Annotated in this window: 23 protein-coding genes; 6 read left to right on the forward strand and 17 right to left on the reverse strand. The window is 38.7% G+C overall.

Annotation, left to right across the window (positions count from 1 at the left end):
- Window positions 1–13: 13 nt before the first annotated feature.
- From Q4489_RS08765 to Q4489_RS08780, 4 genes are all read right to left on the reverse strand, one after another.
- Window positions 14–1,279: an ammonium transporter gene (locus tag Q4489_RS08765; RefSeq protein ID WP_303479221.1), complete on the reverse strand. Its 1,266-nt coding sequence runs from the start codon at window positions 1,277–1,279 to the stop codon at window positions 14–16.
- A gap of 9 nt (window positions 1,280–1,288) precedes the next feature.
- Window positions 1,289–1,627: a P-II family nitrogen regulator gene (gene glnK, locus Q4489_RS08770; protein WP_074498730.1), complete on the reverse strand. Its 339-nt coding sequence runs from the start codon at window positions 1,625–1,627 to the stop codon at window positions 1,289–1,291.
- A gap of 354 nt (window positions 1,628–1,981) precedes the next feature.
- Window positions 1,982–2,827, reverse strand: a complete 846-nt coding sequence (locus Q4489_RS08775; RefSeq protein ID WP_303479158.1) for an HDOD domain-containing protein — start codon at window positions 2,825–2,827, stop codon at window positions 1,982–1,984.
- A 126-nt stretch (window positions 2,828–2,953) separates the two neighbouring features.
- Window positions 2,954–3,784, reverse strand: coding sequence for a DUF2797 domain-containing protein (locus Q4489_RS08780; RefSeq protein WP_303479160.1), 831 nt, complete (start codon window positions 3,782–3,784; stop codon window positions 2,954–2,956).
- 78 nt (window positions 3,785–3,862) lie between these two features.
- Here Q4489_RS08780 and Q4489_RS08785 point away from each other — a divergent pair, with 78 nt between their 5' ends.
- Both Q4489_RS08785 and Q4489_RS08790 read left to right on the forward strand, forming a co-directional pair.
- Window positions 3,863–4,144, forward strand: a complete 282-nt coding sequence (locus Q4489_RS08785) for a GIY-YIG nuclease family protein (RefSeq protein ID WP_303479162.1) — start codon at window positions 3,863–3,865, stop codon at window positions 4,142–4,144.
- 119 nt (window positions 4,145–4,263) lie between these two features.
- Window positions 4,264–4,974, forward strand: coding sequence for a DUF3581 family protein (locus tag Q4489_RS08790; protein ID WP_303479163.1), 711 nt, complete (start codon window positions 4,264–4,266; stop codon window positions 4,972–4,974).
- A gap of 35 nt (window positions 4,975–5,009) precedes the next feature.
- Here the strand turns inward: Q4489_RS08790 and Q4489_RS08795 are convergent, their stop codons facing one another.
- Window positions 5,010–5,243, reverse strand: coding sequence for a PGPGW domain-containing protein (locus Q4489_RS08795; protein WP_303479164.1), 234 nt, complete (start codon window positions 5,241–5,243; stop codon window positions 5,010–5,012).
- Between the two features lie 161 nt (window positions 5,244–5,404).
- Window positions 5,405–5,875 carry a hypothetical protein gene (locus Q4489_RS08800; RefSeq protein ID WP_303479165.1) on the reverse strand — a complete coding sequence of 157 codons (471 nt, stop codon included), beginning with the start codon at window positions 5,873–5,875 and terminating at the stop codon, window positions 5,405–5,407.
- A gap of 135 nt (window positions 5,876–6,010) precedes the next feature.
- Here Q4489_RS08800 and Q4489_RS08805 point away from each other — a divergent pair, with 135 nt between their 5' ends.
- The gene (locus Q4489_RS08805) at window positions 6,011–6,859 is read left to right on the forward strand and encodes a DNA ligase (RefSeq protein ID WP_303479168.1); all 849 of its coding nucleotides are present in this window, start codon (window positions 6,011–6,013) and stop codon (window positions 6,857–6,859) included.
- A gap of 9 nt (window positions 6,860–6,868) precedes the next feature.
- Window positions 6,869–7,486 (forward strand): LysE family translocator, encoded by a 618-nt coding sequence (locus Q4489_RS08810; protein WP_303479169.1) that lies wholly within the window; start codon window positions 6,869–6,871, stop codon window positions 7,484–7,486.
- Here the strand turns inward: Q4489_RS08810 and Q4489_RS08815 are convergent.
- From Q4489_RS08815 to modA, 7 genes are all read right to left on the reverse strand, one after another.
- Window positions 7,483–8,388: a class I SAM-dependent methyltransferase gene (locus tag Q4489_RS08815; protein ID WP_303479171.1), complete on the reverse strand. Its 906-nt coding sequence runs from the start codon at window positions 8,386–8,388 to the stop codon at window positions 7,483–7,485. The two genes, Q4489_RS08810 and Q4489_RS08815, sit on opposite strands and share 4 nt — an antisense overlap.
- A gap of 66 nt (window positions 8,389–8,454) precedes the next feature.
- Window positions 8,455–9,879 carry a sodium-dependent transporter gene (locus Q4489_RS08820; RefSeq protein WP_303479174.1) on the reverse strand — a complete coding sequence of 475 codons (1,425 nt, stop codon included), beginning with the start codon at window positions 9,877–9,879 and terminating at the stop codon, window positions 8,455–8,457.
- Between the two features lie 227 nt (window positions 9,880–10,106).
- Entirely contained in the window at window positions 10,107–10,949 is an 843-nt protein-coding gene (locus Q4489_RS08825) for an HDOD domain-containing protein (RefSeq protein WP_303479178.1), read from the reverse strand.
- A 112-nt stretch (window positions 10,950–11,061) separates the two neighbouring features.
- Window positions 11,062–12,738, reverse strand: coding sequence for a M28 family peptidase (locus Q4489_RS08830; RefSeq protein WP_303479180.1), 1,677 nt, complete (start codon window positions 12,736–12,738; stop codon window positions 11,062–11,064).
- 252 nt (window positions 12,739–12,990) lie between these two features.
- Window positions 12,991–14,085 carry a molybdenum ABC transporter ATP-binding protein gene (gene modC / locus Q4489_RS08835; RefSeq protein ID WP_303479181.1) on the reverse strand — a complete coding sequence of 365 codons (1,095 nt, stop codon included), beginning with the start codon at window positions 14,083–14,085 and terminating at the stop codon, window positions 12,991–12,993.
- Window positions 14,078–14,800 (reverse strand): molybdate ABC transporter permease subunit, encoded by a 723-nt coding sequence (modB, locus tag Q4489_RS08840; RefSeq protein ID WP_303479182.1) that lies wholly within the window; start codon window positions 14,798–14,800, stop codon window positions 14,078–14,080. Before modB ends, modC begins: the two co-directional genes overlap by 8 nt.
- Window positions 14,800–15,540, reverse strand: coding sequence for a molybdate ABC transporter substrate-binding protein (gene modA / locus Q4489_RS08845; protein ID WP_303479185.1), 741 nt, complete (start codon window positions 15,538–15,540; stop codon window positions 14,800–14,802). Before modA ends, modB begins: the two co-directional genes overlap by 1 nt.
- Before the next feature lie 507 nt (window positions 15,541–16,047).
- Between modA and Q4489_RS08850 the strand changes: the two genes are divergently transcribed.
- The gene (locus Q4489_RS08850; RefSeq protein ID WP_303479224.1) at window positions 16,048–18,447 is read left to right on the forward strand and encodes a CHASE domain-containing protein; all 2,400 of its coding nucleotides are present in this window, start codon (window positions 16,048–16,050) and stop codon (window positions 18,445–18,447) included.
- Window positions 18,448–18,483: 36 nt separating this feature from the next.
- On the opposite strand, the gene Q4489_RS08855 is transcribed toward Q4489_RS08850, so the two are convergent.
- A complete protein-coding gene (locus Q4489_RS08855; protein WP_303479187.1) occupies window positions 18,484–19,383 on the reverse strand; it encodes a LysR family transcriptional regulator ArgP in 900 nt (299 codons plus the stop codon).
- A 107-nt stretch (window positions 19,384–19,490) separates the two neighbouring features.
- Here Q4489_RS08855 and Q4489_RS08860 point away from each other — a divergent pair, with 107 nt between their 5' ends.
- Window positions 19,491–20,093 (forward strand): LysE/ArgO family amino acid transporter, encoded by a 603-nt coding sequence (locus Q4489_RS08860; protein ID WP_303479189.1) that lies wholly within the window; start codon window positions 19,491–19,493, stop codon window positions 20,091–20,093.
- Between the two features lie 47 nt (window positions 20,094–20,140).
- Here the strand turns inward: Q4489_RS08860 and Q4489_RS08865 are convergent, their stop codons facing one another.
- The 3 genes from Q4489_RS08865 to Q4489_RS08875 form a co-directional block, all read right to left on the reverse strand.
- On the reverse strand, window positions 20,141–20,509 hold the full coding sequence (locus Q4489_RS08865; RefSeq protein ID WP_303479191.1) for a YciI family protein: 369 nt from the start codon (window positions 20,507–20,509) through the stop codon (window positions 20,141–20,143).
- A gap of 114 nt (window positions 20,510–20,623) precedes the next feature.
- Window positions 20,624–20,995, reverse strand: a complete 372-nt coding sequence (locus Q4489_RS08870) for a DUF1428 domain-containing protein (protein ID WP_303479194.1) — start codon at window positions 20,993–20,995, stop codon at window positions 20,624–20,626.
- 69 nt (window positions 20,996–21,064) lie between these two features.
- Window positions 21,065–21,469: a VOC family protein gene (locus Q4489_RS08875; protein ID WP_303479196.1), complete on the reverse strand. Its 405-nt coding sequence runs from the start codon at window positions 21,467–21,469 to the stop codon at window positions 21,065–21,067.
- Between the last annotated feature and the right edge of the window lie 53 nt (window positions 21,470–21,522).

Raw genomic sequence — 21,522 nt, forward strand, 5'->3', positions numbered from 1 at the left:
TGTAAACAGTCGCTTAACCGCGAGTAAATTCAGGGTATGCTTCTAAACCACAATCTGATTTATCAACGCCTTCATACTCTTCTTCTTCCGTTACACGAATACCGATAGTCGCTTTTAATGCAAACCATACGATAAAACTTGTTGCAAATACCCAAATAAAGATAGTTGCAGCACCGATTAGTTGACCAGAGAAACTTGCGCCATCATTTGTTATCGGTACTAATAATAAACCGAGTAAACCAACAACACCATGTACTGAAATCGCACCCACTGGATCATCGATTCTTAATTTATCTAAACTAACAATCGATAACACAACAACAATACCACCTAATGCGCCAAACAATGTTGCTTGTAGCGCTGTTGGGGTAGAAGGCTCAGCAGTAATCGCAACCAAACCAGCTAATGCACCATTTAACGCCATGGTTAAATCAGCTTTCTTAAATAAGATTCTTGCTAACACTAGCGCAGCTATCGCACCACCAGCCGCTGCCGCATTGGTGTTTAAAAACACCATCGCCACTGAATGAGAGTTGCCAATATCACCAAGTTTTAACACTGAACCACCGTTAAAACCAAACCACCCCATCCATAAAATAAAGGTACCTAACGTTGCCAATGGCAAGTTAGCGCCTGGTATGGCATTTACACGACCATTGCTACCATATTTTCCTTTACGCGCACCTAGTAATAATACACCTGCTAACGCTGCAGCAGCACCAGCCATATGAACAATACCAGAGCCAGCAAAGTCAGAAAAACCTAAGTCACCCAAGTTATATAAGCCAAAAACAGCGTTACCGCCCCATGTCCAGCTTCCTTCCATCGGGTAAATAATCGCGGTTAACACAACAGTAAACAACAAGAAAGACCATAGTTTCATACGCTCAGCAACAGCGCCTGATACAATAGACATCGCTGTAGCAACAAATACTACCTGGAAGAAAAAATCAGAAGCAGTAGAGTAAATTGCACCACCGGTAAAACCATCTTCTCGGCCGGCAAAGTCTTTTAATACAGCATCAGCATCTACGGTTTCAATACCCGATAATAAAAAACCACCGCCATACATAATTTCATAGCCACATACTAAGTACATAATGCAAGAAATAGAGTACAAAGCGACATTTTTTGTGAGTATTTCGGTCGTATTCTTAGCACGTACTAGACCAGCTTCTAGCATAGTAAAACCAGCAGCCATCCACATTACCAAAGCTCCACAAACTAGAAAATAGAATGTGTCCATGGCGTATTGAAGGTGAAAAATATTTTGTTCCATCATTAACCCCTAAAGTGCTTCTACATCAGTTTCACCCGTACGAATACGCACGGCTTGCTCAAGGTTGTAAACAAATATCTTGCCGTCACCTATTTTACCTGTGTAAGCTGATTTGCTAATCGCCTCCACTAAGCGTTCTACTTGATCATCATTTACCGCAACTTCAAGTTTTACTTTTGGCAGAAAATCAACCTGATACTCTGCTCCACGATATAGTTCTGTATGACCTTTTTGACGACCAAAACCCTTTACTTCACTTACGGTTAAACCTTCAACGCCGATTTCAGAAATCGCCTCACGAACATCATCGAGCTTGAAGGGTTTAACTATTGCGCTTATTAATTTCATTGACTACCCCTAGTTATTGTTTGTAAGTGAATATTCAATCGTTATGCCAATAAAAATAACAAATAAATTACAACGACTTACAACAAAATAAGCATTGGAAGTACCATTTCGTGCACTACATTAGTGCGCTAAACAAAAGCGTACGTTGTCTTTTGGTGCACCAAATAAATGAAAGAAATAACGATGATTAGGGTCTGTTGAACTGATGATAGTTAGAATTTTGGGGAAGTTATCGCGTTGTATCTATAGTTAAACGATAACAGTTAACCTACTTACTGATTACCTATCTAAAACCAACCTTATGAAGGCTTTAGAAAGGCGTATTTAAACGTTGTTCTGTACTCGAAAAACTATTTAATAAATCATGGCTGCGCTAGGTTTTAAAATAGCAAGAATCGCTAATCGCTCCATATCGCAAAAGTTATTCGCTGCGTTTACGTTATCAGTTTTTAACATCAACTCTTGCATTTTTTCTTCCGCGAGTATCTTGGATTGTTCATGTTGTTGACATTGATGGTTCATCAACATAATGCGCTTAGCGATAAACAGCAGTTTAGTCTCCATGGTACAATGTTCGAAGTTATCCTCGTCTTGAAAACGTATCGGCTCAATTAAGCTATACGGAAGCTGCCATAATTTTAATAGCTCGCCTGTACAGTCTGCAAAGGTAAAACCAAAGATATCACGCTGTTTTTGCCAAGGTAATTCATTTGAAGCAATACGCCTTGCCTCATTTACCTTTTCAGGTGCAAATTGTTGCATCACCAATTCACCTAAATTATGCATTAACCCTAAGATAAACAGTCGTTCAGCATTAGGTACTTTTAACTGAAAACCTAGATATTTAATAATTAACGCACAATCTACACTGTTTTCCCAAAATGCTTCTAAGAATTCAGGCTCAGCTTTAACCCCTTTAAACGCCTTGGTTGTAAAATAAGCAATGACCAAGTTATACACTTCAGTAATGCCAAGCACTAAAACAGCTTTGGAGATAGTATCAATTTTACCGGGATAATTAAAAAAAGAACTATTGGCTAACTTTAAAATTGTGCCTGCTAAAGCAGGATCCAATAAAATAACATCCGCTATATCATCTATAGTAGAGGCCTCATCATCAATAAGTTGTTTTATCCTGATAAAGGAATCAGATAAAACGAATACTTCATTGGCTTTTTCAGCGTAATCTAATGCTTCCATATTGCTACCTTACGTGGTTAGACCAAAAGTACGTTGAACACTTTATACTCACAACACATACTCCAGTTGATGTTATAAATCGCTACTTTCTTTGATTATAGACGGATTTTTCGTTACTGCAGATTATTATTCTACTTTAGCTTCAACATGGTACGAGGTAAATTTACGAATATTAATCACCCCAGTATCAAAAATAAGGTACTGCCCTTTTATCCCTTGTAAAATACCACTAACCTCTTGATGTTTATCAAAATTGAAAGAAGATACTTTAGTTGGGTATTGTGTGACAGGAAATGATAAATCTACCACTGAATGTTCTAACTCTTCAATGGCATCTTCCCCATAATTCAGTTGTAATTCGGCTAATTTATCCCGAATTAACGGTTTTAACTCTTGCGCGACCTGTTGTAAATCAACATTCTTTGTTTCGCCCTTTAGCATTGCTCGCCAATTTGTTTTATCGGCAATATGTTGAGCTAGCGCTATTTCAACTAAACCTGACTGAAGACGAGAACTCACTTTGAAAATAGGCAGTGCCTGCGTCGCACCTTGATCAATCCAACGTGTTGGTATTTGTGTTTCACGGGTAATACCCACCTTAACACCAGAAGTATTTGCTAAGTACACATAGTGAGGCATAAAACAATTTCTCTCTCCCCATTCAGGCTCTCTACAAGTACCTAAATGAAAATGACAGGTTTCTGGCTTCATAATGCACATATCACATTGTGCTAATTTCTGCATACAAGGAAAACAAAAACCTTGAGAGTAGCTTTTTTTCGTTTTTCGACCGCAGTGTTGGCAAGTTATATGCTGCTGAAAAGTGAGGGTAAGATGATGACCAATCACATCATTTAACGGTAAGGCATTATCACCAATAGGCAACTGATAGTTAACATTGCCTTGTTCAGAGAGCTGTGCCGTCATTTTTTTTAACGGGCCTGCGGGTATTTGCATATCAAACTTCAAAATATGTTATTTTGCAGACATGTTAAGTAAAACAACCACGCAATAGCAAGCGAAGATTCATTGATTATGCCCTCAACAACATGGTTCGTTTATTTTTTACGCTGCGCAGATAATAGTTTGTATGCCGGAGTCACAACTGATCTTGCACGGAGAGTGCACGAACATAACCAAACAGCGAAAGGCGCAAAATATACACGTGTACGCCGCCCAGTACGTTTAGCTTATGCAGAGCCGGCAGCACATCGAAAGGAAGCTTGTCAGCGTGAGTACTACCTTCGTAAACTATCAAAAAAACAAAAAGAACAGTTAGCGGCACAATTTACCCTTGAAAAAGAGGTACAAGTGTAAGCTGAAGCCCTTGTTTTTACTGGTCTGCTTAGTTAGTAGATGCTATTAATCTTTCGATTTTTTAGCAAACTACTGGTAGAATGCGTCGGTTTTTACTTGAAGTACCAGAAGAATAACTTATGTATTTAGAAAATTATTGCCATATTGATAACGGCAAAATCAGTTTTAGCCGAGAGCAGGCAAGCAACTTTGCCAAAAATATTGCCGATGATTTTAACCCTTTGCATGACATAGACGCTAAAAGGTTTTGTGTGCCTGGCGATCTATTATTTGCCTTAAACTTAGAAACTTCTGGTTTATCTCAAGAAATGAAATTTACCTTTTCAGGTATGGTTTCAGACGGTATATCTCTAACCTTTCCTAGCGACATCCATGAAAAAGCAGCAATTATTGATGATAATGGTAAAGAATATTTAACCATTGAAGCCAGCGGTGAATGCACAAAAGATGCGAAAACAATTGCAGCATTAACCTCAGCTTATGTTGAATTTTCAGGGCATACTTTTCCGCACATTCTGGTTGAGTTAATGAAGCAAAACCAAGTGATGATCAACCCTACTCGTCCAATGGTCATGTATGAAAGCATGACAATACACTTAAACTCATTGTCGTTTAAAAATGTTAAATTGTCTTTAGCAGACTCAAAGCTTTCATTAGAAGGTAAGCGCGGTGTAGCTGATTTAATTTTCAATTTATACGATGGCGACAAAATCATTGGCCATGGCAAAAAACACATGCTTCTTAGTGGTTTACGCCCATATGAACAAGACGTGATAGATAATATTGTCCAGTTGTATATTGATAAAAAACAACAGCATATTAAATCTTAATACTCCAAATTAACGCAGCAAGTCGCTGCGTTAATTTAACCGCGATATTTACGGTTTAGTAACCAACGATCAATTACAACTGCACGTTTACGAAGCCAACGCTGACTTCGTTTCAACCATTGCTGTGCCCACAGGTATCTTGTGCTTAACATCGCTAGGCCCAATGGAATAAAAATAACAGCGGGCCCAGGTAATAAAATAAAAATAATGCCAATAAGCAAAAATATAAATCCACCAATGATCATCAAAGATGATTGTAATCTTTTCACGCAAACCTCATCGATAAAAAATTATAGAGACCTGTCTTTACAGCAAAATTCAAACCAAAACCTAAGCCATTGTATTAAAAGCAAATAAATATAACTTACTCTATTAATTATCGCGATGTTCACGACTATTGTACTAATTTGACCAATCATTAACGATTCAATCACTGCTGTTCAAAAAGCAATTGCTGACGTTCTTCATCCTTTAAACACTTTGCAAAGGTAGACAATTTTTTCGGCGATTTACATATCGCTAACGGTTGATAAAAATCAAGCCACGCTTGTTGTTTAGCACCATGATATTTTGCTTTTATCCTAATGTTATTAGTCAGTGGTTTAACAGTAGTTAACTTGATTAGAGCTTTTGGTTTTAATTCACGTTTCAACAGTTTTTTATCGCCTTTGGCTTTCTTAGTTGCTTTCTTTAACTTACCTCGTTTGCAATCCCACCATTTGTTATATGCCGCACGTTCCTGCTTAGCAAGTTTGACGCCCTGCGAAGCACTGTAACCTTGACGCTGTTTTGATTGAATAGTGTTTAATTTAGTTTCATATGAGGAGCAATTTGTCTTCGCATGTAAACCAGAACTACCCATCAAAAGCGTTAATGTCACCACAATACGTGTATTGTTCATATGCAATTCCCTTTGCGTATTTATTTAGCAACGAGTCTAGTACATAAAAACGGCTTTGCTCGCATTTTTATCGTTAGCTTCTATACTTGCCAACAATTTTATTCATCCTCCCATTACTGAACAAGGACGTTCCACATGGTCAATCACCTTATTATTTCTCACTTACTATTGTTATTATTCTCAGGCTCAATCACATTAAAAGCCGCCAAAATTGATGGGTTGCAGCATAGCATTGCTTATCAAAAACCAAATGATATAAGTCAGTATTGGGTCAGTGAAAAACTAGACGGTATTCGCGGTAGATGGACAGGTAAATCATTAATAACACGCAATGGCAACCACATTAATGTGCCTCCATGGTTTGTTAAACTATGGCCAAACACCCCACTAGATGGTGAAATTTGGTTAAACCATGGTGAGTTTCAGGCGACTATGTCTTGTATCTCAAAACAAGGGGTTCAGCATTATTCATGTTGGCGTCAACTAACATTTATGCTCTTTGATTTACCTGAACATCCAGGCACGTTTACCGCACGAATTTCAGCATTAAAAACACTTATTCAAGAGACTAATTCACCTTACCTTCAATTGATCCCACAAGTAAAAGTCAGCACTTTTTCAGCATTGGAAAACACACTTTCAACAGTAATTAATAACCAAGGTGAAGGGTTAATGCTGCATCATAAAGACGCCTATTATCAAGTAGGCAGAACACCGACGCTGATGAAGTTAAAGCGAAAGCAGGATGCCGAAGCGCAAGTAATAGCACATATCGCAGGCAAAGGTAAGTATACCGGTATGCTAGGTTCATTGCAGGTAAAGATGCCCAACGGCTTAACCTTTCGTATTGGCTCAGGTTTTAGTGATAAAGAACGGCAACAACCACCCGCAATTGGCAGTACAATAACCTACCAATATATTGGTAAAACCAAACGAGGTGTGCCAAAATTTGCGAGCTTTTTACGCATTCGCCCAACAGAGTAGGATTTTTCAATGGAATTACATTTGTGGCTATCGTTAGTCGCTATTTGCATTATGGGAGCATTATCACCTGGCCCTAGCTTAGCTGTGGTGGTTAAAAACACCTTACACGGTAATGCAATACAAGGGTATGCCACTGCAATAAGTCACGGTTTAGGCGTTGCCTTATATGCCGCACTTACCACTTTAGGTATTGCAGTACTTATTGTTCAATCGCCCATTCTCTTTCAAGTAATACAATACGCTGGCGCTGCTTTCTTATGTTACTTAGGTATTAAAGCCTTGATGAGTAAGCCTAAAAAAGCTAGCGATAATAACGATACGGCACAAAGTGCTGACAAAAAAGTAAATGGTTGGCGAGACGGCTTTTTAATTGCATTTTTAAACCCTAAACTTGCGATTTTTTTTCTCGCGTTATTTAGTCAGTTTGTAAGCCCTGAGGCAACATTCAATGAAAAAGCTATCATGGTGGCAACAGTAGGCAGTATCGATGCCTTATGGTATATCCTTGTCGCTTTTTTGTTTTCCAGAGGCCCTGTTATCGAAAAACTTAAAAACAATAGCCATATCATTGATAGGATCACCGGCAGTTTTTTAATTTTACTTGCCGCGCGCGTTGTTATTAATTAAAGCGGTAAATACTTAAACCTGAGTGCTTTTAATCCCTTACCAGCAGTCGCTTCTTTGAATACTGTTGGATTCAATATTTTTTCGATATATTGACAATTAGGGCACTCTCTTTCCATTTCTTCACGTAAAAACTGTTCATCAAGATCTGGCGAATTTAAACATAGCAATAATTCTGCATCAGGGCTGAGTAGCTGTGGAATACGTGAAAGAATTTTTTTGTAATCACGTGCGATATTTACACTGCCTTTTTGAAAGGAAGGGGGATCGCAAATCATGAGCTGATAAGGTCCATATTTTTTTAATCGATTGTACGACTTAAAAATATCAACGCCTTCAAAAATCACTTTTGATAAATCATGCTGATTAAGTCGATGATTATCACGCCCTTTAGCCAATGCTCCCTTTGCCATATCGATATTTACCACTTTGCTCGCGCCGCCGGCTATAGCAGCAACAGAAAAAGCACAAGTATACGCAAACAAATTAAGTACTTTTTTGCCCTCAGCGTGAGATTTCACCCATTGACGACCATTCGCCATATCTAGAAACAAGCCAACATTTTGCGATTTACCTAATTGAATATGATAGTGCAAACCATGTTCGGTAACCTCAGTTTCAGAAATGGTTTTACCTAATAAAACTTCAGTGGGTGCTTTAGCAAGGTAGCGCCTTTGTACTTGCACTGAACGACATAAAGGTACACGGTTTAATAGCATGTCGGCCGTTTCATGTAACCACACATCGTCAACAGCTTGATACAAGGTGATCAACACAACTGGTGCTAACCAATCAACGTTCACATGTTCAAAGTGTTCAAAGGCATGTCCACGACCATGAAATAAACGTTGGCACTGGCTGAAATCAGCCGTCGTAATATTTTGCTCAACTTCGGTTAAAAACACAGTATTTCCTTAAAAACAAAAGCCGTATCAAACTGATACGGCTTTCTTCAACACGTTTATTAACGATTACACACCAAACAGGTTAATACCCCAAAACTTTGTGATAACCGTATTGATAAAGATGAAAAACACAATAACTGGCACAAAAGTACCTAACGAAAAGTTAACGTATTTTTCTACCCACGAGCCTGCGTAATTGTCATTACCCACAGATAACTCTTTTGTCAGCTGTTGCTTCTTCCAGCGATAACTAACAAACACACACAATAAGAAACCATTCAGCGGCAATATCGTATCGTAGAAAATGTCGTACACCACATCAAAGAACGATCTGTTCCCGCCGGCATACGAAGTAAATTCAGTGAAGAATGCAACCATACCAAATGATAAGGTAGCAAACACAGCGAGTACGCCAGCAGTCATTAATAAAATGGTTAAGGCTTTTTTACGACTATGACATTTTTCTGTCACCAAATATGATACAGGTACTTCTAGTATCGAAACCAAAGAAGTAATAGCGGCAAAAAATACCAGCGTAAAAAAGAACGTAGCCACAACACTTGCACCAAGGTAACCAATGGAGGTTTGTAGTGCTAAAAATATTTTAGGTAAGAAAGTAAAAATTAACGATACAGAGCTATCACTTAATTCTTGAGGGTTTACCTCAGGATTAAATGAAAACACCGCTGGCAGTATCATTAAGCCGGCTGTAAAGGCTACCCCAGTATCTGTTATTGCCACTAATTTTGCTGAATTTGTGATATCGGTTTTTCGGTTAATGTATGAGCCATAGGTAATTAAAATACCCATACCTAACGATAATGAGAAAAACGCCTGCGAAAGCGCGCCGTTAATGACTGAAGGGGTAATTTTTGAAAAGTCAGGAATAATAAAGAATTTAACCCCAGCAAAAGCATTATCTAGTGATAGCACGAACACCACCATGATGATCAACATCACAAGTAATGCTGGCATCAGTACTTTTGCAGCTCGCTCTATGCCGTCTTTAACGCCGGCAACCAATATGTAATTGATAATGCCCGCAACAACTGCCATAGCAACAAATAAATAAGGACTATTGATGAAGATACCAAACCCTTCGCTACTGGCTAAAAAGTCAAGTTGCCCTGAAACCGTTAACGCAATATAACCAAATAACCAAACCGTTAACACCATGTAGAACACGGCTATCATAAACGGCGTTAAAACGCCCAGAAAGCCAGCAGCTCCCCAAAACTTGCTGCCACCGCTTAAGTCTTTATAAGCACCTACCGGTTCTTTTTGCGTTTTTCTTCCTACCGCCATTTCTGCGATCATCACAGGCAAGCAAATAAAAAAGACGAATAAGGCATACATTAATAAAAAAGCGCCACCACCATTTTTGGCGGCATTTACCGGAAAACCAACTAAGTTACCAATACCCACTGCTGAACCAGCAGCGGCTAAGATAAAACCGAGTCGTGAGCTAAAGTGTTCTCTAGATGCGGTCATAAATGTCCTTCATTATAATATTTTTTTAGGCACGTAATCACAGGATTAAAGTTGCTAAATTTGGCTGCAGCGCCGTGCTAGACTCGCGCTGACAAATTTTAGTTGCCAGATGCTATCAAGCTTTTAAGAGAATGTCTTGTCTTACTCGTCGATCATTTAAGTACAAATGTATAATAAACAGTGCACTTAACCATATCGATTCAAATAAAACATTACTTAACAACAAGTTATCGAGTAAATTGTTTAGCATCCATTATCGATAATATATGTTCAGCTTCTTGGCTCGCAAAGTCAGCAGCTAAATTTAAATCATCGGTTGAAATGCCCAAGCTTTGGCATAACGATTCATCAATCGTGTCATCATAACTAAAGCGCTCAGGGTGAGCATCAACAAGCGCTAAACGTGTCGCTAAATAAAGCACCTTAACATCCTTATTTATTTGAATATCTTGTGCTGCATTGTAATGCCGAATAGGTAGAATTATCTTTTCAGGTATCTGCCAAATTTTTAACAGCTCGGCTGATATTTCTGTATAGGTAAATCCCAAGGTTTGTTGTTGAACTATCCAAGGTAAATGTTCAGCATCATAATTTTCACAGCTTTTAGCAAGTTCAGGTGATACTTTCGCAACAATTAATTCACCAAAGTTTTGTAATAACCCTGCAACAAATAAACGTTCTATATCGCGAATTCCCGCTTTTATTGATAAATTTTTAGTTGCTAAACCACAAAAAACACTCATCCGCCAAAACCGCTTTAGATCTATAGCTTGATTTGAAAAATGTTTAAAGGCAGAGGCAGCAACATCAACGAGCATCATGTTATAAATAGCTTGTGTGCCTATGATGGTAATGGCTCTTGAAATTGTACTAATTTCACCCGAAAAGCTGTAGATTGCGCTATTAGCAATTTGCAATAACCTTGATGTCATTGACGGATCAACACTGATCACATTAGCAAAATCTTCAATACATGAAGATTCATCTTCCATTAAAGCTTTAACCTTGAAACATGCATCAGGTAAAGCGAACGAGCCATTCGCTTGTATTGCATAATCATGAGCGTTCATAGACAGCCTTTATTTATTATTGTCACATTTGAGTGTAACGCTTTTTTTTAGGGGTTGAAAATAAAAAACGTGGCAATAGCCACGTTTTTTAGCATCTTATAATTTACGCTAATTATTGTGCAAATGTTTTACCGAAGAAGTCACCTTGGTTCCATGCTGGACGTTTGTCACCATTGGCAATTTCTAAACCAATCATCATATTCACTTCGGCAAAGTCAGCCGCAGCATCCCAACGAATGGGTAAGTCAATTTGATCACTGTGTTGGTGATAATGGTTTTTTAAGAAATCTTTAAACATTTTGCCGCCATCAATGTTTGGATCTTTTGATTTAAAGCCTGTCATCAAGAATACCGATGGAATGCCAGCTTTTACAAAACTGTAATGATCGCTGCGTGTAAATAACGCTTGTTCCGGCATTGGATCTGGGCTCAAGCTAACGTCAACTTTACCAGCCGCTGATTCAACGATTGGTCCTAAGCTAGAGTGCGTTGAACCAAACGCAATCACATCAGCAAAAGGATATAATATTAATGGCATATCTAAATTTACATTCGCTACCATTTGTGTACCAGGTACGGTAGGGTTATTGGCAAAGTAAGAAGAACCTAATAAACCTTTCTCTTCACCGGTTACTACCACAAATAATACTGACCGTTTAGGAGCAGGTTGTGATGCTAATAAACGTGCAGTTTCTAATAGAATAGACACGCCAGACGCATTATCTAATGCACCATTATTGATGCTATCAACTTCTTCACCTTCTTGATGATCACCGTGATGTTTACTCACACCAATATGATCTAAATGAGCAGAAAAAACGACATATTCATTTTTTAATTTAGGATCGCTACCCTCTAAAGTTGCAACAACGTTCGGGCTAGTAATTTCTTCATGACGAGATTTCTTCGCCATCGTTACCTTGCTGTTTAACGCAAAGCCTTTTACTGCTTCATCATTTGAATCTTTTTCAAACACTGACGCTAAAGACTCTGCAGCACCTTCAAACAATACAGCCGCTGCTTCATGATTAATGTAAGCGCCGCCTTTAATCGATTCATATACACCATTAGGCTTGCCATCTTTACCAACCCAGCTTAAACGAGGCGCACTCGCATATTTTGCTGAAACAGAAAAGTCGCGTACTTTATTACGTTTTGGTGTATGAACAGTGATAAAGCCAACAGCTCCACGCTCTGCTGCATGACGAATTTTTTCACGTCCTGAACCAATATGAGCACCTTCTTCTGAAGGTAAGTCATGTGGGCGACCCGTTAATGCAACAACAACTTTCCCTTCAACATCAATATCTTCATAATCATTGTAGCCAAAGTCAGAAGCAATAATACCGTAGCCTACAAAGACAGTTTCAGCTTGTACAAATGACTCTTTTTCGATTGAAGAACCAGAAGCTAAGAATTCTTCCTTAAACACTAACTCTTTCGTGCCTGATGCAGTTTCAACGGCTAAAGTTGCAGAGCCTTCTTCAAGAAACGTTTTACGAAACGTTACTTGCTGTTCAAACGTATCGTGATCACCTTGTGGTTGTAACCCTATTTGCTTGAAGTTTGAAATAACGTAATTTGCCGCAATTTGATAACCAGTGCTACCAGTATCACGCCCTAACAGCGTATCATCAGCTAAAAATTCAACGTGTGCTTTAATACGTTCTGCATCGACTTGTTCAGGTTGTGCTGAAACAGTTGTTTCTTGTTTTGCCTCTTGTTGACCACATGCTGTCAACAGCGCAAGTGATAATAGACTTGCTGAGGTAAGGTGTGTAAGTTTCATAAAATACTCTTTGGGCTTTTTAATTATATAATTTATTCACGACCGCAGGTTGCGAATTGGTACTCACTATAAAGGGCATTGCAAGAAAAAACCAGACCAAGCCAGCGTATGTTTTTGTTGATTGGTCGATTGCTAGTCACTCCTTGCCATTAACGAACACCTATTAACAAAAACGTCTTCATCAGCTTTCTGGGCAAAGTTTCATTATCAACTATTCATTGTGCAAGCCGTCACTCCACAAGCAGCGATTGCTTAACGCACGATTGCAGTTGATTTTACTTGTAACCACACTTCGTTGTCGGGAGATAAAGCTAAACTTGCGATCGATTTTCGTGTTAATTGCGCAATAAACTGACTGTCTCCGACACTTAATTGCACTAACGCCATAGCGTGTTCTGCTTGTTCGCTAATAGCGACAACCTTTGCAGCTAAGCGATTTAAAACACTCGAGTCATCAAGACATGTATTAGTAACACTAATATCGGAAGCCTTCACCTGAACACGAATTTCTTGGTTAAGATTAAAATCGTGATCAGCAAGCCATAAATGACCACCAGAGAATTCAAATTTTGCCAACCGCCATTGTGGTTCAAACGCAACAATTTTCCCTGATAACACTACCCCTTTATCTTGCCCTAACCTTGTGTCTAAACGTGAAAACACATCGAAAACATTCCCTTGCGCACTAATTTTCCCAGCCTCTAGCACTAAAACATGATCAGCAAGACGCATTATTTCATCCACCGAGTGACTGACATAAATAATAGGAATATTAACAATGGCTGTTAACGATTCTAAATACGCTAATATCTCTGCTTTATGTTTCCCATCTAGTGAAGCAAGAGGCTCATCCATCAGTAATACCGTTGGCTGAATAAAAATAGCCCGAGCAATAGCAACGCGTTGCTTCTCACCACCTGAAAGCTGAGTTGGATATCGTGTTAGTAGTGTATCAAGCGCAAGCAACTGAATTACTTCATTATAGTGTGTTTTTGTAACGGGTGAATCAGCACGTTTAAGTGCGTATTGTAAATTCTTGGTAACGGTTAAATGATCAAACAAGCTCGGTTCTTGAAATACATACCCTACAGTGCGTTGATGGGTTGGTAAAAACACCTCCGCTTGCTGCCAAATATGTTGGTCAACTATCAACTGCCCTTGCTGGCACTTCTCCAAGCCGGCAATTAAACGCAACAGCGTTGTTTTTCCAGAACCTGAATGACCAAAAATAGCCGTTACACCGCGAAAAGGGATTGAAAAATCAACGGCTAACTCAAAGCAGTGATTCTGTGATTTCTGCTTTCTTGTTAACGAAAATTTTGCTGATAACTGCGGTTGATTAGCCATTAGACGACTGTCCTTTCGCTGAAAATAAACTCGAGCTCGAACGACGTTGCACCGAGTGTAATAACAACAATACCGCAAATGAGAATAATACCATGGTTAACGATAACGTATGTGCTTGGCTGTATTGCAACGCTTCAACATGATCGTAAATCTGCACTGAGATCACTTTCGTTTCATCTGGAATATTACCGCCAATCATCAATACAACACCAAATTCACCCACGGTATGGGCAAAGCCTAATACCGCAGCACTGATAAAGCCTGGTTTTGCTAAAGGTAAAACGACCGTAAAAAATTGTTCTATTGGCCCGGCCCTCAAGGTTGCAGCAACCTCTAATGGTCTTTTACCTACCGCCTGCATTGCATTTTGAATTGGCTGCACAACAAAAGGTAACGAATAAATCATAGAAGCGATCACCAATCCCCAAAAAGTAAAAGGTAATATGCCAAGGCCAAGCATTTGTGTGAATTGGCCAATAAAACCATCAGGCCCCATTGTGATCAGTAAATAAAAACCAATAACTGTGGGCGGCAATACTAAGGGCAAAGTAACTAAGGCATTTACAAAGGCTTTAAGCCGACTGTTTGTATGCGTTAACCACCACGCAATAGGAGTGCCTACCAACAACAATAAGACAGTAACCGTAGTTGCCAGTTTTATCGTTAGCCAAATCGCAGCAAAATCTTCTGCTGAAAGTAAAGTAGTCGTTAACATCAAAAAGTCTCGTAGCCGTACGCCTGAATTAACTTTTTGGCTACATCTGTGTGCAAAAATGTCCAAAAAGCCATGGCTGCTTTATTCGTTTTGCTTTTCATCAATAATACCGCATCTTGATTAATGGGCTCATAAAGTGAACTAGGTATTTGCCATACTTGTCCACTCACCTTACTCGTATTCAATTGAGATTGCGCCACAAAACCTATATCAACACTGCCATACGCAACAAAACTATACACTTGGCTAATGTTTTCTCCCATTACCCACTTTTTCCTCGTTACTTTTTCCAATGACAAATTCACTAATACCGATTTTGCAGCCGCGCCATAAGGGGCCAATTTAGGGTTTGCAAGTGCAACTTTTACAAATTGTCCGCCTGTTAACAGTTCAGAGGCGGTTTGTGCTGAATAATGGTTTCTCGACCATAACACTAATTTCCCCTGAGCGTAGGTAAAACGATGCTCTGCCGTTGCTAAGCCTTTAGAAATAAGGGCATCAGGCTTTGCTTGATCGGCAGATAAAAAGATGTCAAAAGGTGCGCCGTGAGATATTTGTGCGAAGAGCTTTCCCGAAGAACCGTAAGACGCTTGTATATCATAAGGTGAATCTGCTTCAAATGTTTCAATAAGCGATTTCATCGGTAAAATGAAATTTGATGCAACAGCAATTCTTGCTTGTTCAGCCAACACCGAGGCAGAGAAAAGCGAGGTCAGGAGTAATGTAAAAAATAAATTCATCACGGCATTAAACTCGAAAAAAAAGATGGTGGCAGAATATCAAGATAAATTCAATTGGCATCTGCTTATCAATTTGGTAAAACAATATTGATAACCCAAGGTAACACTATATACTTAAAAAGCATATTTCATCGTAGCCGTTGTAATAGTGCACTTATATTTTGTTAATTTTCCGACTCATTACTCGGAAAGCTTACTACACCGTTATCGTTTATAGTAGATTGAACACATTTGAGGGTTTAAATTCTGTCATTCTCTAAGCTAAATCTATCTAAGCAGCAATTTTTATTTAGTTGTTTAATAATTATTTTTGGACTTGTATTTTCCGCTTACCAACAATTTAGTCATCAAGAGAAGATTGAAAATCAAATTCAACAAGCATTAAAAACACGATTAAACTTTATTACCAATGGCATTATTGAGCGACTTGATCATTATGCCTTAGGCGTTGCCAGTGTACATTCGGCGCTGTTATCGCACGAACGTCAGAACCATACGCATCAAACAATTCACACGTTTAGCAATGCTCAAAACTATCCGGAACGCTACAAAGGAGCAAGAGGTTTTGGCCTGATAAAGCCTGTATCAGTAGCAAATGAACCACAATTTATTCAGCAAGCAATTCAAGACAGGCCAGATAAAACATTTACGATAAACTCATTAACTCCACATAAAAGAACGCGTTTTATTATTCAATATATCTTTCCTGAGTCTGTTAATAAAAAGGCGATTGGCTTAGACGTTGGTTCAGAGAAAAATCGCAGAGTTACTTTAGAAAATGCAGCGCTAAATAATCAAACGACCTTAACGGCTCCTATTACTCTGGTACAAGCAACCGGAAAAGTGGAACATGGATTTTTATTAGTTAAACCCGTGTATAACAACAGTGGCATACCGCAGTCGAACAATGAGATTGAAAATACCGTTTATGGTTGGACCTATGCCCCTCTGCTGATAGGTGAAATTTTAGCCACAGTAACACAAGTTGGTGATGATCTACTCGCCATTAGCGACACAACGGATAACGTGCCTTTTTACCAACCACAGGCTGAAAATTTAAGCCGTGTGCAATACATTGCTCAAGCGGTGCCTATTTATGGCCGCACATGGGAAGTTAAGTTATTTGCCACCGAAAGTTTTTTACAAAATTTAAATTTACCTCATCAATATTTAGGGATGATGACAGGCACAATATTCACGTTAGTTACACTATTATCGTATTTTTTATTGCACTTAGCTTTACAACGAAAAGCGCAGCTAGCGCAATATCAAATAGATATAGCCAAAGCACGAGAGGATAAGTTAACACTTACCAACTCACAATTATCCATAGCCGTTGAAAATAAAACCAATGAGCTGAAACAAGCCAACTTGCTTAATGACACCATACTAAAAAATGCAGCGTACGCTGTAATAGCAACAGATCAAGCAGGGATCATTCAAGTGTTTAACCCTGCTGCAGAAAAATTATTAGGCTATCGTGCTGATGAAGTCATTAATATTCATTCGCCTGCACTATTTCATCTTGAGCGTGAAGTTATTGCCAAAGCCATTGAGCTCTCAAAAGAGCTCAATGAAAATATTTCACCAGGGTTTGACGTGTTTGTGGTGAAAACTAAGTACGTCGATATAGATACCAACCAGTGGACATATGTCAGTAGATCAGGCGAGCATATTCAAGTTAAGCTCAGTGTAACCTCGTTAGCGAATTCAACCTCAGAATCATTGGGTTACTTAGGAATAGCTTACGATTTAACTGAAACACTACAACATGAGCACGAGCTAAAAGAAGCCAAAATAAAAGCTGAACAAGCATCAATCGCAAAATCAGAATTTCTAGCTAACATGAGCCATGAATTACGTACTCCTTTAAATGGCGTTTACGGTACGATTCAATTATTAAAAGAACAAAAGTTTGACGCTGAGAATAATAAGCTCATCTCAACCGCTTATCATTCAACTAAATCCCTCATTACCATAATCAATGATATTCTCGACTTTTCGAAAATTGAAGCGGGAAAGCTTGAGTTAGAAAATGAAGTATTTAAGCTACCTGTGTTAATGGAACAATTAAATTCTGAATTGTCACTGTTACTTCAAGGTAAAAATATTAGTTTAAGCTTCGATAACCAAGTTAAAGACGAATGTTGGCTGGGCGACATCGTACGTATTCGGCAAATATTGATTAACCTAATTTCTAACGCGATTAAATTCACCGAGCAAGGTTCAGTTAGCATCACTGCAAGTGCCGAAAAACATAATGGTGTTTTATTTACCATTAAAGATACCGGTATCGGTATTGATCAACAAACGTTAAAGCGTTTATTTACTCGGTTTGAACAAGCAGACACCTCTACAACACGTCGCTTTGGTGGCACTGGTCTTGGCTTACCCATATCAGAAAAATTAGTGAAGCTAATGAAAGGTTCTATCAATGTTCAAAGCGAGATCAATAAAGGTACAACTATCGCTGTAGCCTTGCCATTAACAGCAGCCACTGGTGACAAATCTACCAGCATAACACTTGATACTCTCTACCCTGATATGCACGATAAAACAATTCTCATTGCTGAAGATAACAAAATAAATCAACTTGTTATTTCTAAAATGATGAAACCTACCAATGCTAATATTGTAATGGCCAATGACGGTGTTGATGCGATTAATAAATTTCATACTTGCGACCCAGACTTTATTTTTATGGATATACAAATGCCAGAAATGGACGGTTTAACCGCTTGTAAAAAAATAAAGGCAGAGGCACCTGAGCAACCCATCATTGCGTTAACTGCCAACGCATTAAAGAACGAACAAGATCTATATCGCCGATATTTTGATGGTTACTTATCCAAACCCTTAGAAAAAGATGAGCTAATTAAAGAGCTTAACAGACTGTTGCGTGAATGATTATTCTGCAATGATAGACATAAATCGCCTTTACCACTATTTATCAGGTTGATGCAAACGTAATGATGCTACTGCTAATGCTTGTGTTCTCAACGCTTTTAATTGTGGCGCTTCTGATTGCCAATAATGCCAATATAAAGGTACATCAATAAAGTATTCGTCTCCTAGGGTAATTAGTTTATTTTCGGCTAATGCATCAACACATTGCAACTCAGGTAACATACCATAGCCAACCCCTGCGATTAACGCTTGTTTAAAACCCTCAGGGCATGGCAATAAATGAACAAAATCAGTATCGCCTTTTACAATATCTGCCAAAAATTGATGTTGTAAGTTGTCATTTTCATCAAAAATTAGACATGGGCATTTAATCAAATCTTGAACGACAACCACCTTATATTTAGCTAAAAATGTCGGAGATGCGACAGCTCGATAACGCAACATACCTAGATAACTTACTTTGCCGCCATTAATCGCGTTAGGCTCTGAAGAAATACATGCCATCACCTCGCCAGATTTCATTTTATTAAGCACAACAGATTGGTCGTCAACTAGTAATTCGAATTTCACCTGTTGTTGATCTAGCCCATTTAAAATACTTAACGCTTCTGGTAACCAAGTAGCTAATGAATCTCGATTGGTTGCTAGGCGTATAGTGATTGGCATCGCACTAACTGCTGTATCAGCAAGTGACTCTATATTTAACTCCATTTCTAATTGTAAAACCTGTTGGAAATGGTTTAACAAACGTATTCCTTTACCCGTCGGTTTTGGCGGTTTTGATCGTATTAATACTGGTTCACCTAACAGCGATTCAAGCGTTTGTATTCTTCTACTTATTGCGGACTGGGTAATAAAAAGTTTGTTTGCCGCCTTTTCAAAACCACCTTCATTTACTATCGCGTGAAGGGCTTCTAGCAACTGATAATCCATCATGATAAATACTCATGTATAAACATTATTATTCATTAGAATAATAATGAGATTTACGTATGATGCCAACATAAACTCACCTTTTTCAGAGAATAAACGTAAGGGCTAACATGTTATCTTTTTTCTCAGGGATCATGCTTGGATTAAGCTTAATTATTGCCATTGGTGCACAAAACATTTGGGTATTAAGTCAAAGCATGGCTGGTGCAAACCGTTTTGCTTTAGCATCTGCATGTATTTTTTCAGATGTTTTGCTAATAATTCTTGGCGTATATGCCGCAAGTGAAATTAAAGCACTCTTACCCGCTATAATTCCCTGGCTTACCTATGGTGGTGTGCTCATGTTAATTTATCTAGCAGGAGGTGCAGCCTATAGAGCTTATCAAGGTAGTTCAGGATTAAGTACCGCAAAAGCAAATACTTATCACTGGAAAGTTACTGTCTCACAAACATTAATGATCAGTTTCTTAAACCCTCATGTATATTTAGATACAGTAGTGTTACTTGGTAGTATCGGCGCATTACAACCTTCACCTCAAATGTTTGCTTTTGGTGCCTGTATAGGCTCAATTATTTGGTTTATTGCACTGACTGCGTTTTCTCCAACGTTAAAGCGCTGGCTTAGCTCAACAGTGAAATGGAGAATTTTTGATAGCTTTATTGCTTTTATATTATTATTTATGGCGTATCAATTACTTAATTTCATCTATTAATGTGCAAAAAAACGAGAATGAATCATTAACGTTTATTACTTCATTATTTATCTGTCATTACCATCATGTTTTAGCTCGCGAACAGGTCTAACTTCAACAGTGCCGTAGCGAGCAGGAGGTATTTTTTGTGCTAACCGAAGCGCATCATTCATATCTCGGGCTTCCAGCATATAAAAACCTGCTAATTGCTCTTTCGTTTCGGCAAATGGTCCATCGGTAATTAACGGCTTGTCATCACGAATGCGAACACTTAATGCCGTATCTGTTGTCATTAAAGGCGCACCATCAATAAAATTACCCGCCGTGGTTAACCCTTCAACACAGGCAATGCATTCCTGATTCAAATCATCCCACTGTGTTTGGGATAAGTTCCCCATTTTAGTTTCATCATAATAAACCAAGCATAAATATTTCATCTGCATTTCCTATCGCTTATCTACATTGTTTAATGAATGTTACATAACAAAAAAAACGGGGGATAACTTGATAAACTTAACCACACTCCCCCGACTATAAATACGTTAATCGTGCTATTTATTCAGGGTGATCATAGGTACAAATCCACCATAGATAAGTCGCATACCATCAAAAGGCATGGGGTTAGACTCCATATTCATCTTTGGATCAGATTTCATTGCCTGTTCCATTTTTTCCATGCCGGCATTGCGAGTTGCTTTGTCAGGCCACTCTATCCACGAAAATACGATTTGCTCATCAGGTTTTGCTTTAACGGCCTGACGAAAGTCTGTTTGTTTACCATCGGGAACATCATCTTCCCAACATTCCACTACGCGCAATGCGCCCCATTCAATAAAGGCTGCATCAAATGCTTCAGCATGTGCTTTAAACTTTTCTTTATTCATTTTTGGTACTGCTGCCACCATGCCATCTATATAAGTCATGTTATTCTCCTATTAGCACTATTACGAGGGCTACTTATCTTTGTTCACCCCGTTAGAAAATGTGTTTTATTATTCAGCCGCTGCTGCTGGGTCCATCCACATGGCTTCCCAAACATGGCCATCAAGATCAGTAAATGCTCTAGCATACATAAAACCATAGTCTTGGATCGCGTTAATATCTGCAGTTCCACCACATGCGCCCGCAGCTTGGGTCATTTGTTCAACTTGTTCACGATTCGGTAATGATAAAGCCAGCATTACTTCACTTGATGTAGCATCAGGGATAGGTCGTTGGGTAAAGTGACGCCATTTATCATGCGTTAACAGCATGACATGAATACTTTCACTCCACACCATACATGCCGCTGTATCGTCAGTAAATTTGGGGTTATTATCAAAACCAATGGCTTGATAAAACTTTATCGCTGCCGATAAGTTCATCACTGGTAAATTGACAAAAATCATCGATGTCATTGTTATACTCCTTACTCGTTCATTTTTAGGTGTTCTAAGAGTAGTCGTACAGC

The sequence above is a fragment of the Thalassotalea sp. 1_MG-2023 genome, assembly GCF_030546745.1.
Lineage (GTDB): Bacteria > Pseudomonadota > Gammaproteobacteria > Enterobacterales > Alteromonadaceae > Thalassotalea_C.

Excerpts from the sequence above, each read along its gene's own strand:
- Q4489_RS08765 (WP_303479221.1), bottom strand. The coding sequence starts at position 1,279 with ATGGAACAAAATATTTTTCACCTTCAATACGCCATGGACACATTCTAT.
- glnK (WP_074498730.1), bottom strand. The coding sequence starts at position 1,627 with ATGAAATTAATAAGCGCAATAGTTAAACCCTTCAAGCTCGATGATGTT.
- Q4489_RS08775 (WP_303479158.1), bottom strand. The coding sequence starts at position 2,827 with ATGGAAGCATTAGATTACGCTGAAAAAGCCAATGAAGTATTCGTTTTA.
- Q4489_RS08780 (WP_303479160.1), bottom strand. The coding sequence starts at position 3,784 with ATGCAAATACCCGCAGGCCCGTTAAAAAAAATGACGGCACAGCTCTCT.
- Q4489_RS08785 (WP_303479162.1), top strand. The coding sequence starts at position 3,863 with ATGCCCTCAACAACATGGTTCGTTTATTTTTTACGCTGCGCAGATAAT.
- Q4489_RS08790 (WP_303479163.1), top strand. The coding sequence starts at position 4,264 with ATGTATTTAGAAAATTATTGCCATATTGATAACGGCAAAATCAGTTTT.
- Q4489_RS08800 (WP_303479165.1), bottom strand. The coding sequence starts at position 5,875 with ATGAACAATACACGTATTGTGGTGACATTAACGCTTTTGATGGGTAGT.
- Q4489_RS08805 (WP_303479168.1), top strand. The coding sequence starts at position 6,011 with ATGGTCAATCACCTTATTATTTCTCACTTACTATTGTTATTATTCTCA.
- Q4489_RS08810 (WP_303479169.1), top strand. The coding sequence starts at position 6,869 with ATGGAATTACATTTGTGGCTATCGTTAGTCGCTATTTGCATTATGGGA.
- Q4489_RS08820 (WP_303479174.1), bottom strand. The coding sequence starts at position 9,879 with ATGACCGCATCTAGAGAACACTTTAGCTCACGACTCGGTTTTATCTTA.
- Q4489_RS08825 (WP_303479178.1), bottom strand. The coding sequence starts at position 10,949 with ATGAACGCTCATGATTATGCAATACAAGCGAATGGCTCGTTCGCTTTA.
- Q4489_RS08830 (WP_303479180.1), bottom strand. The coding sequence starts at position 12,738 with ATGAAACTTACACACCTTACCTCAGCAAGTCTATTATCACTTGCGCTG.
- modC (WP_303479181.1), bottom strand. The coding sequence starts at position 14,085 with ATGGCTAATCAACCGCAGTTATCAGCAAAATTTTCGTTAACAAGAAAG.
- modB (WP_303479182.1), bottom strand. The coding sequence starts at position 14,800 with ATGTTAACGACTACTTTACTTTCAGCAGAAGATTTTGCTGCGATTTGG.
- modA (WP_303479185.1), bottom strand. The coding sequence starts at position 15,540 with ATGAATTTATTTTTTACATTACTCCTGACCTCGCTTTTCTCTGCCTCG.
- Q4489_RS08855 (WP_303479187.1), bottom strand. The coding sequence starts at position 19,383 with ATGATGGATTATCAGTTGCTAGAAGCCCTTCACGCGATAGTAAATGAA.
- Q4489_RS08860 (WP_303479189.1), top strand. The coding sequence starts at position 19,491 with ATGTTATCTTTTTTCTCAGGGATCATGCTTGGATTAAGCTTAATTATT.
- Q4489_RS08865 (WP_303479191.1), bottom strand. The coding sequence starts at position 20,509 with ATGAAATATTTATGCTTGGTTTATTATGATGAAACTAAAATGGGGAAC.
- Q4489_RS08870 (WP_303479194.1), bottom strand. The coding sequence starts at position 20,995 with ATGACTTATATAGATGGCATGGTGGCAGCAGTACCAAAAATGAATAAA.
- Q4489_RS08875 (WP_303479196.1), bottom strand. The coding sequence starts at position 21,469 with ATGACATCGATGATTTTTGTCAATTTACCAGTGATGAACTTATCGGCA.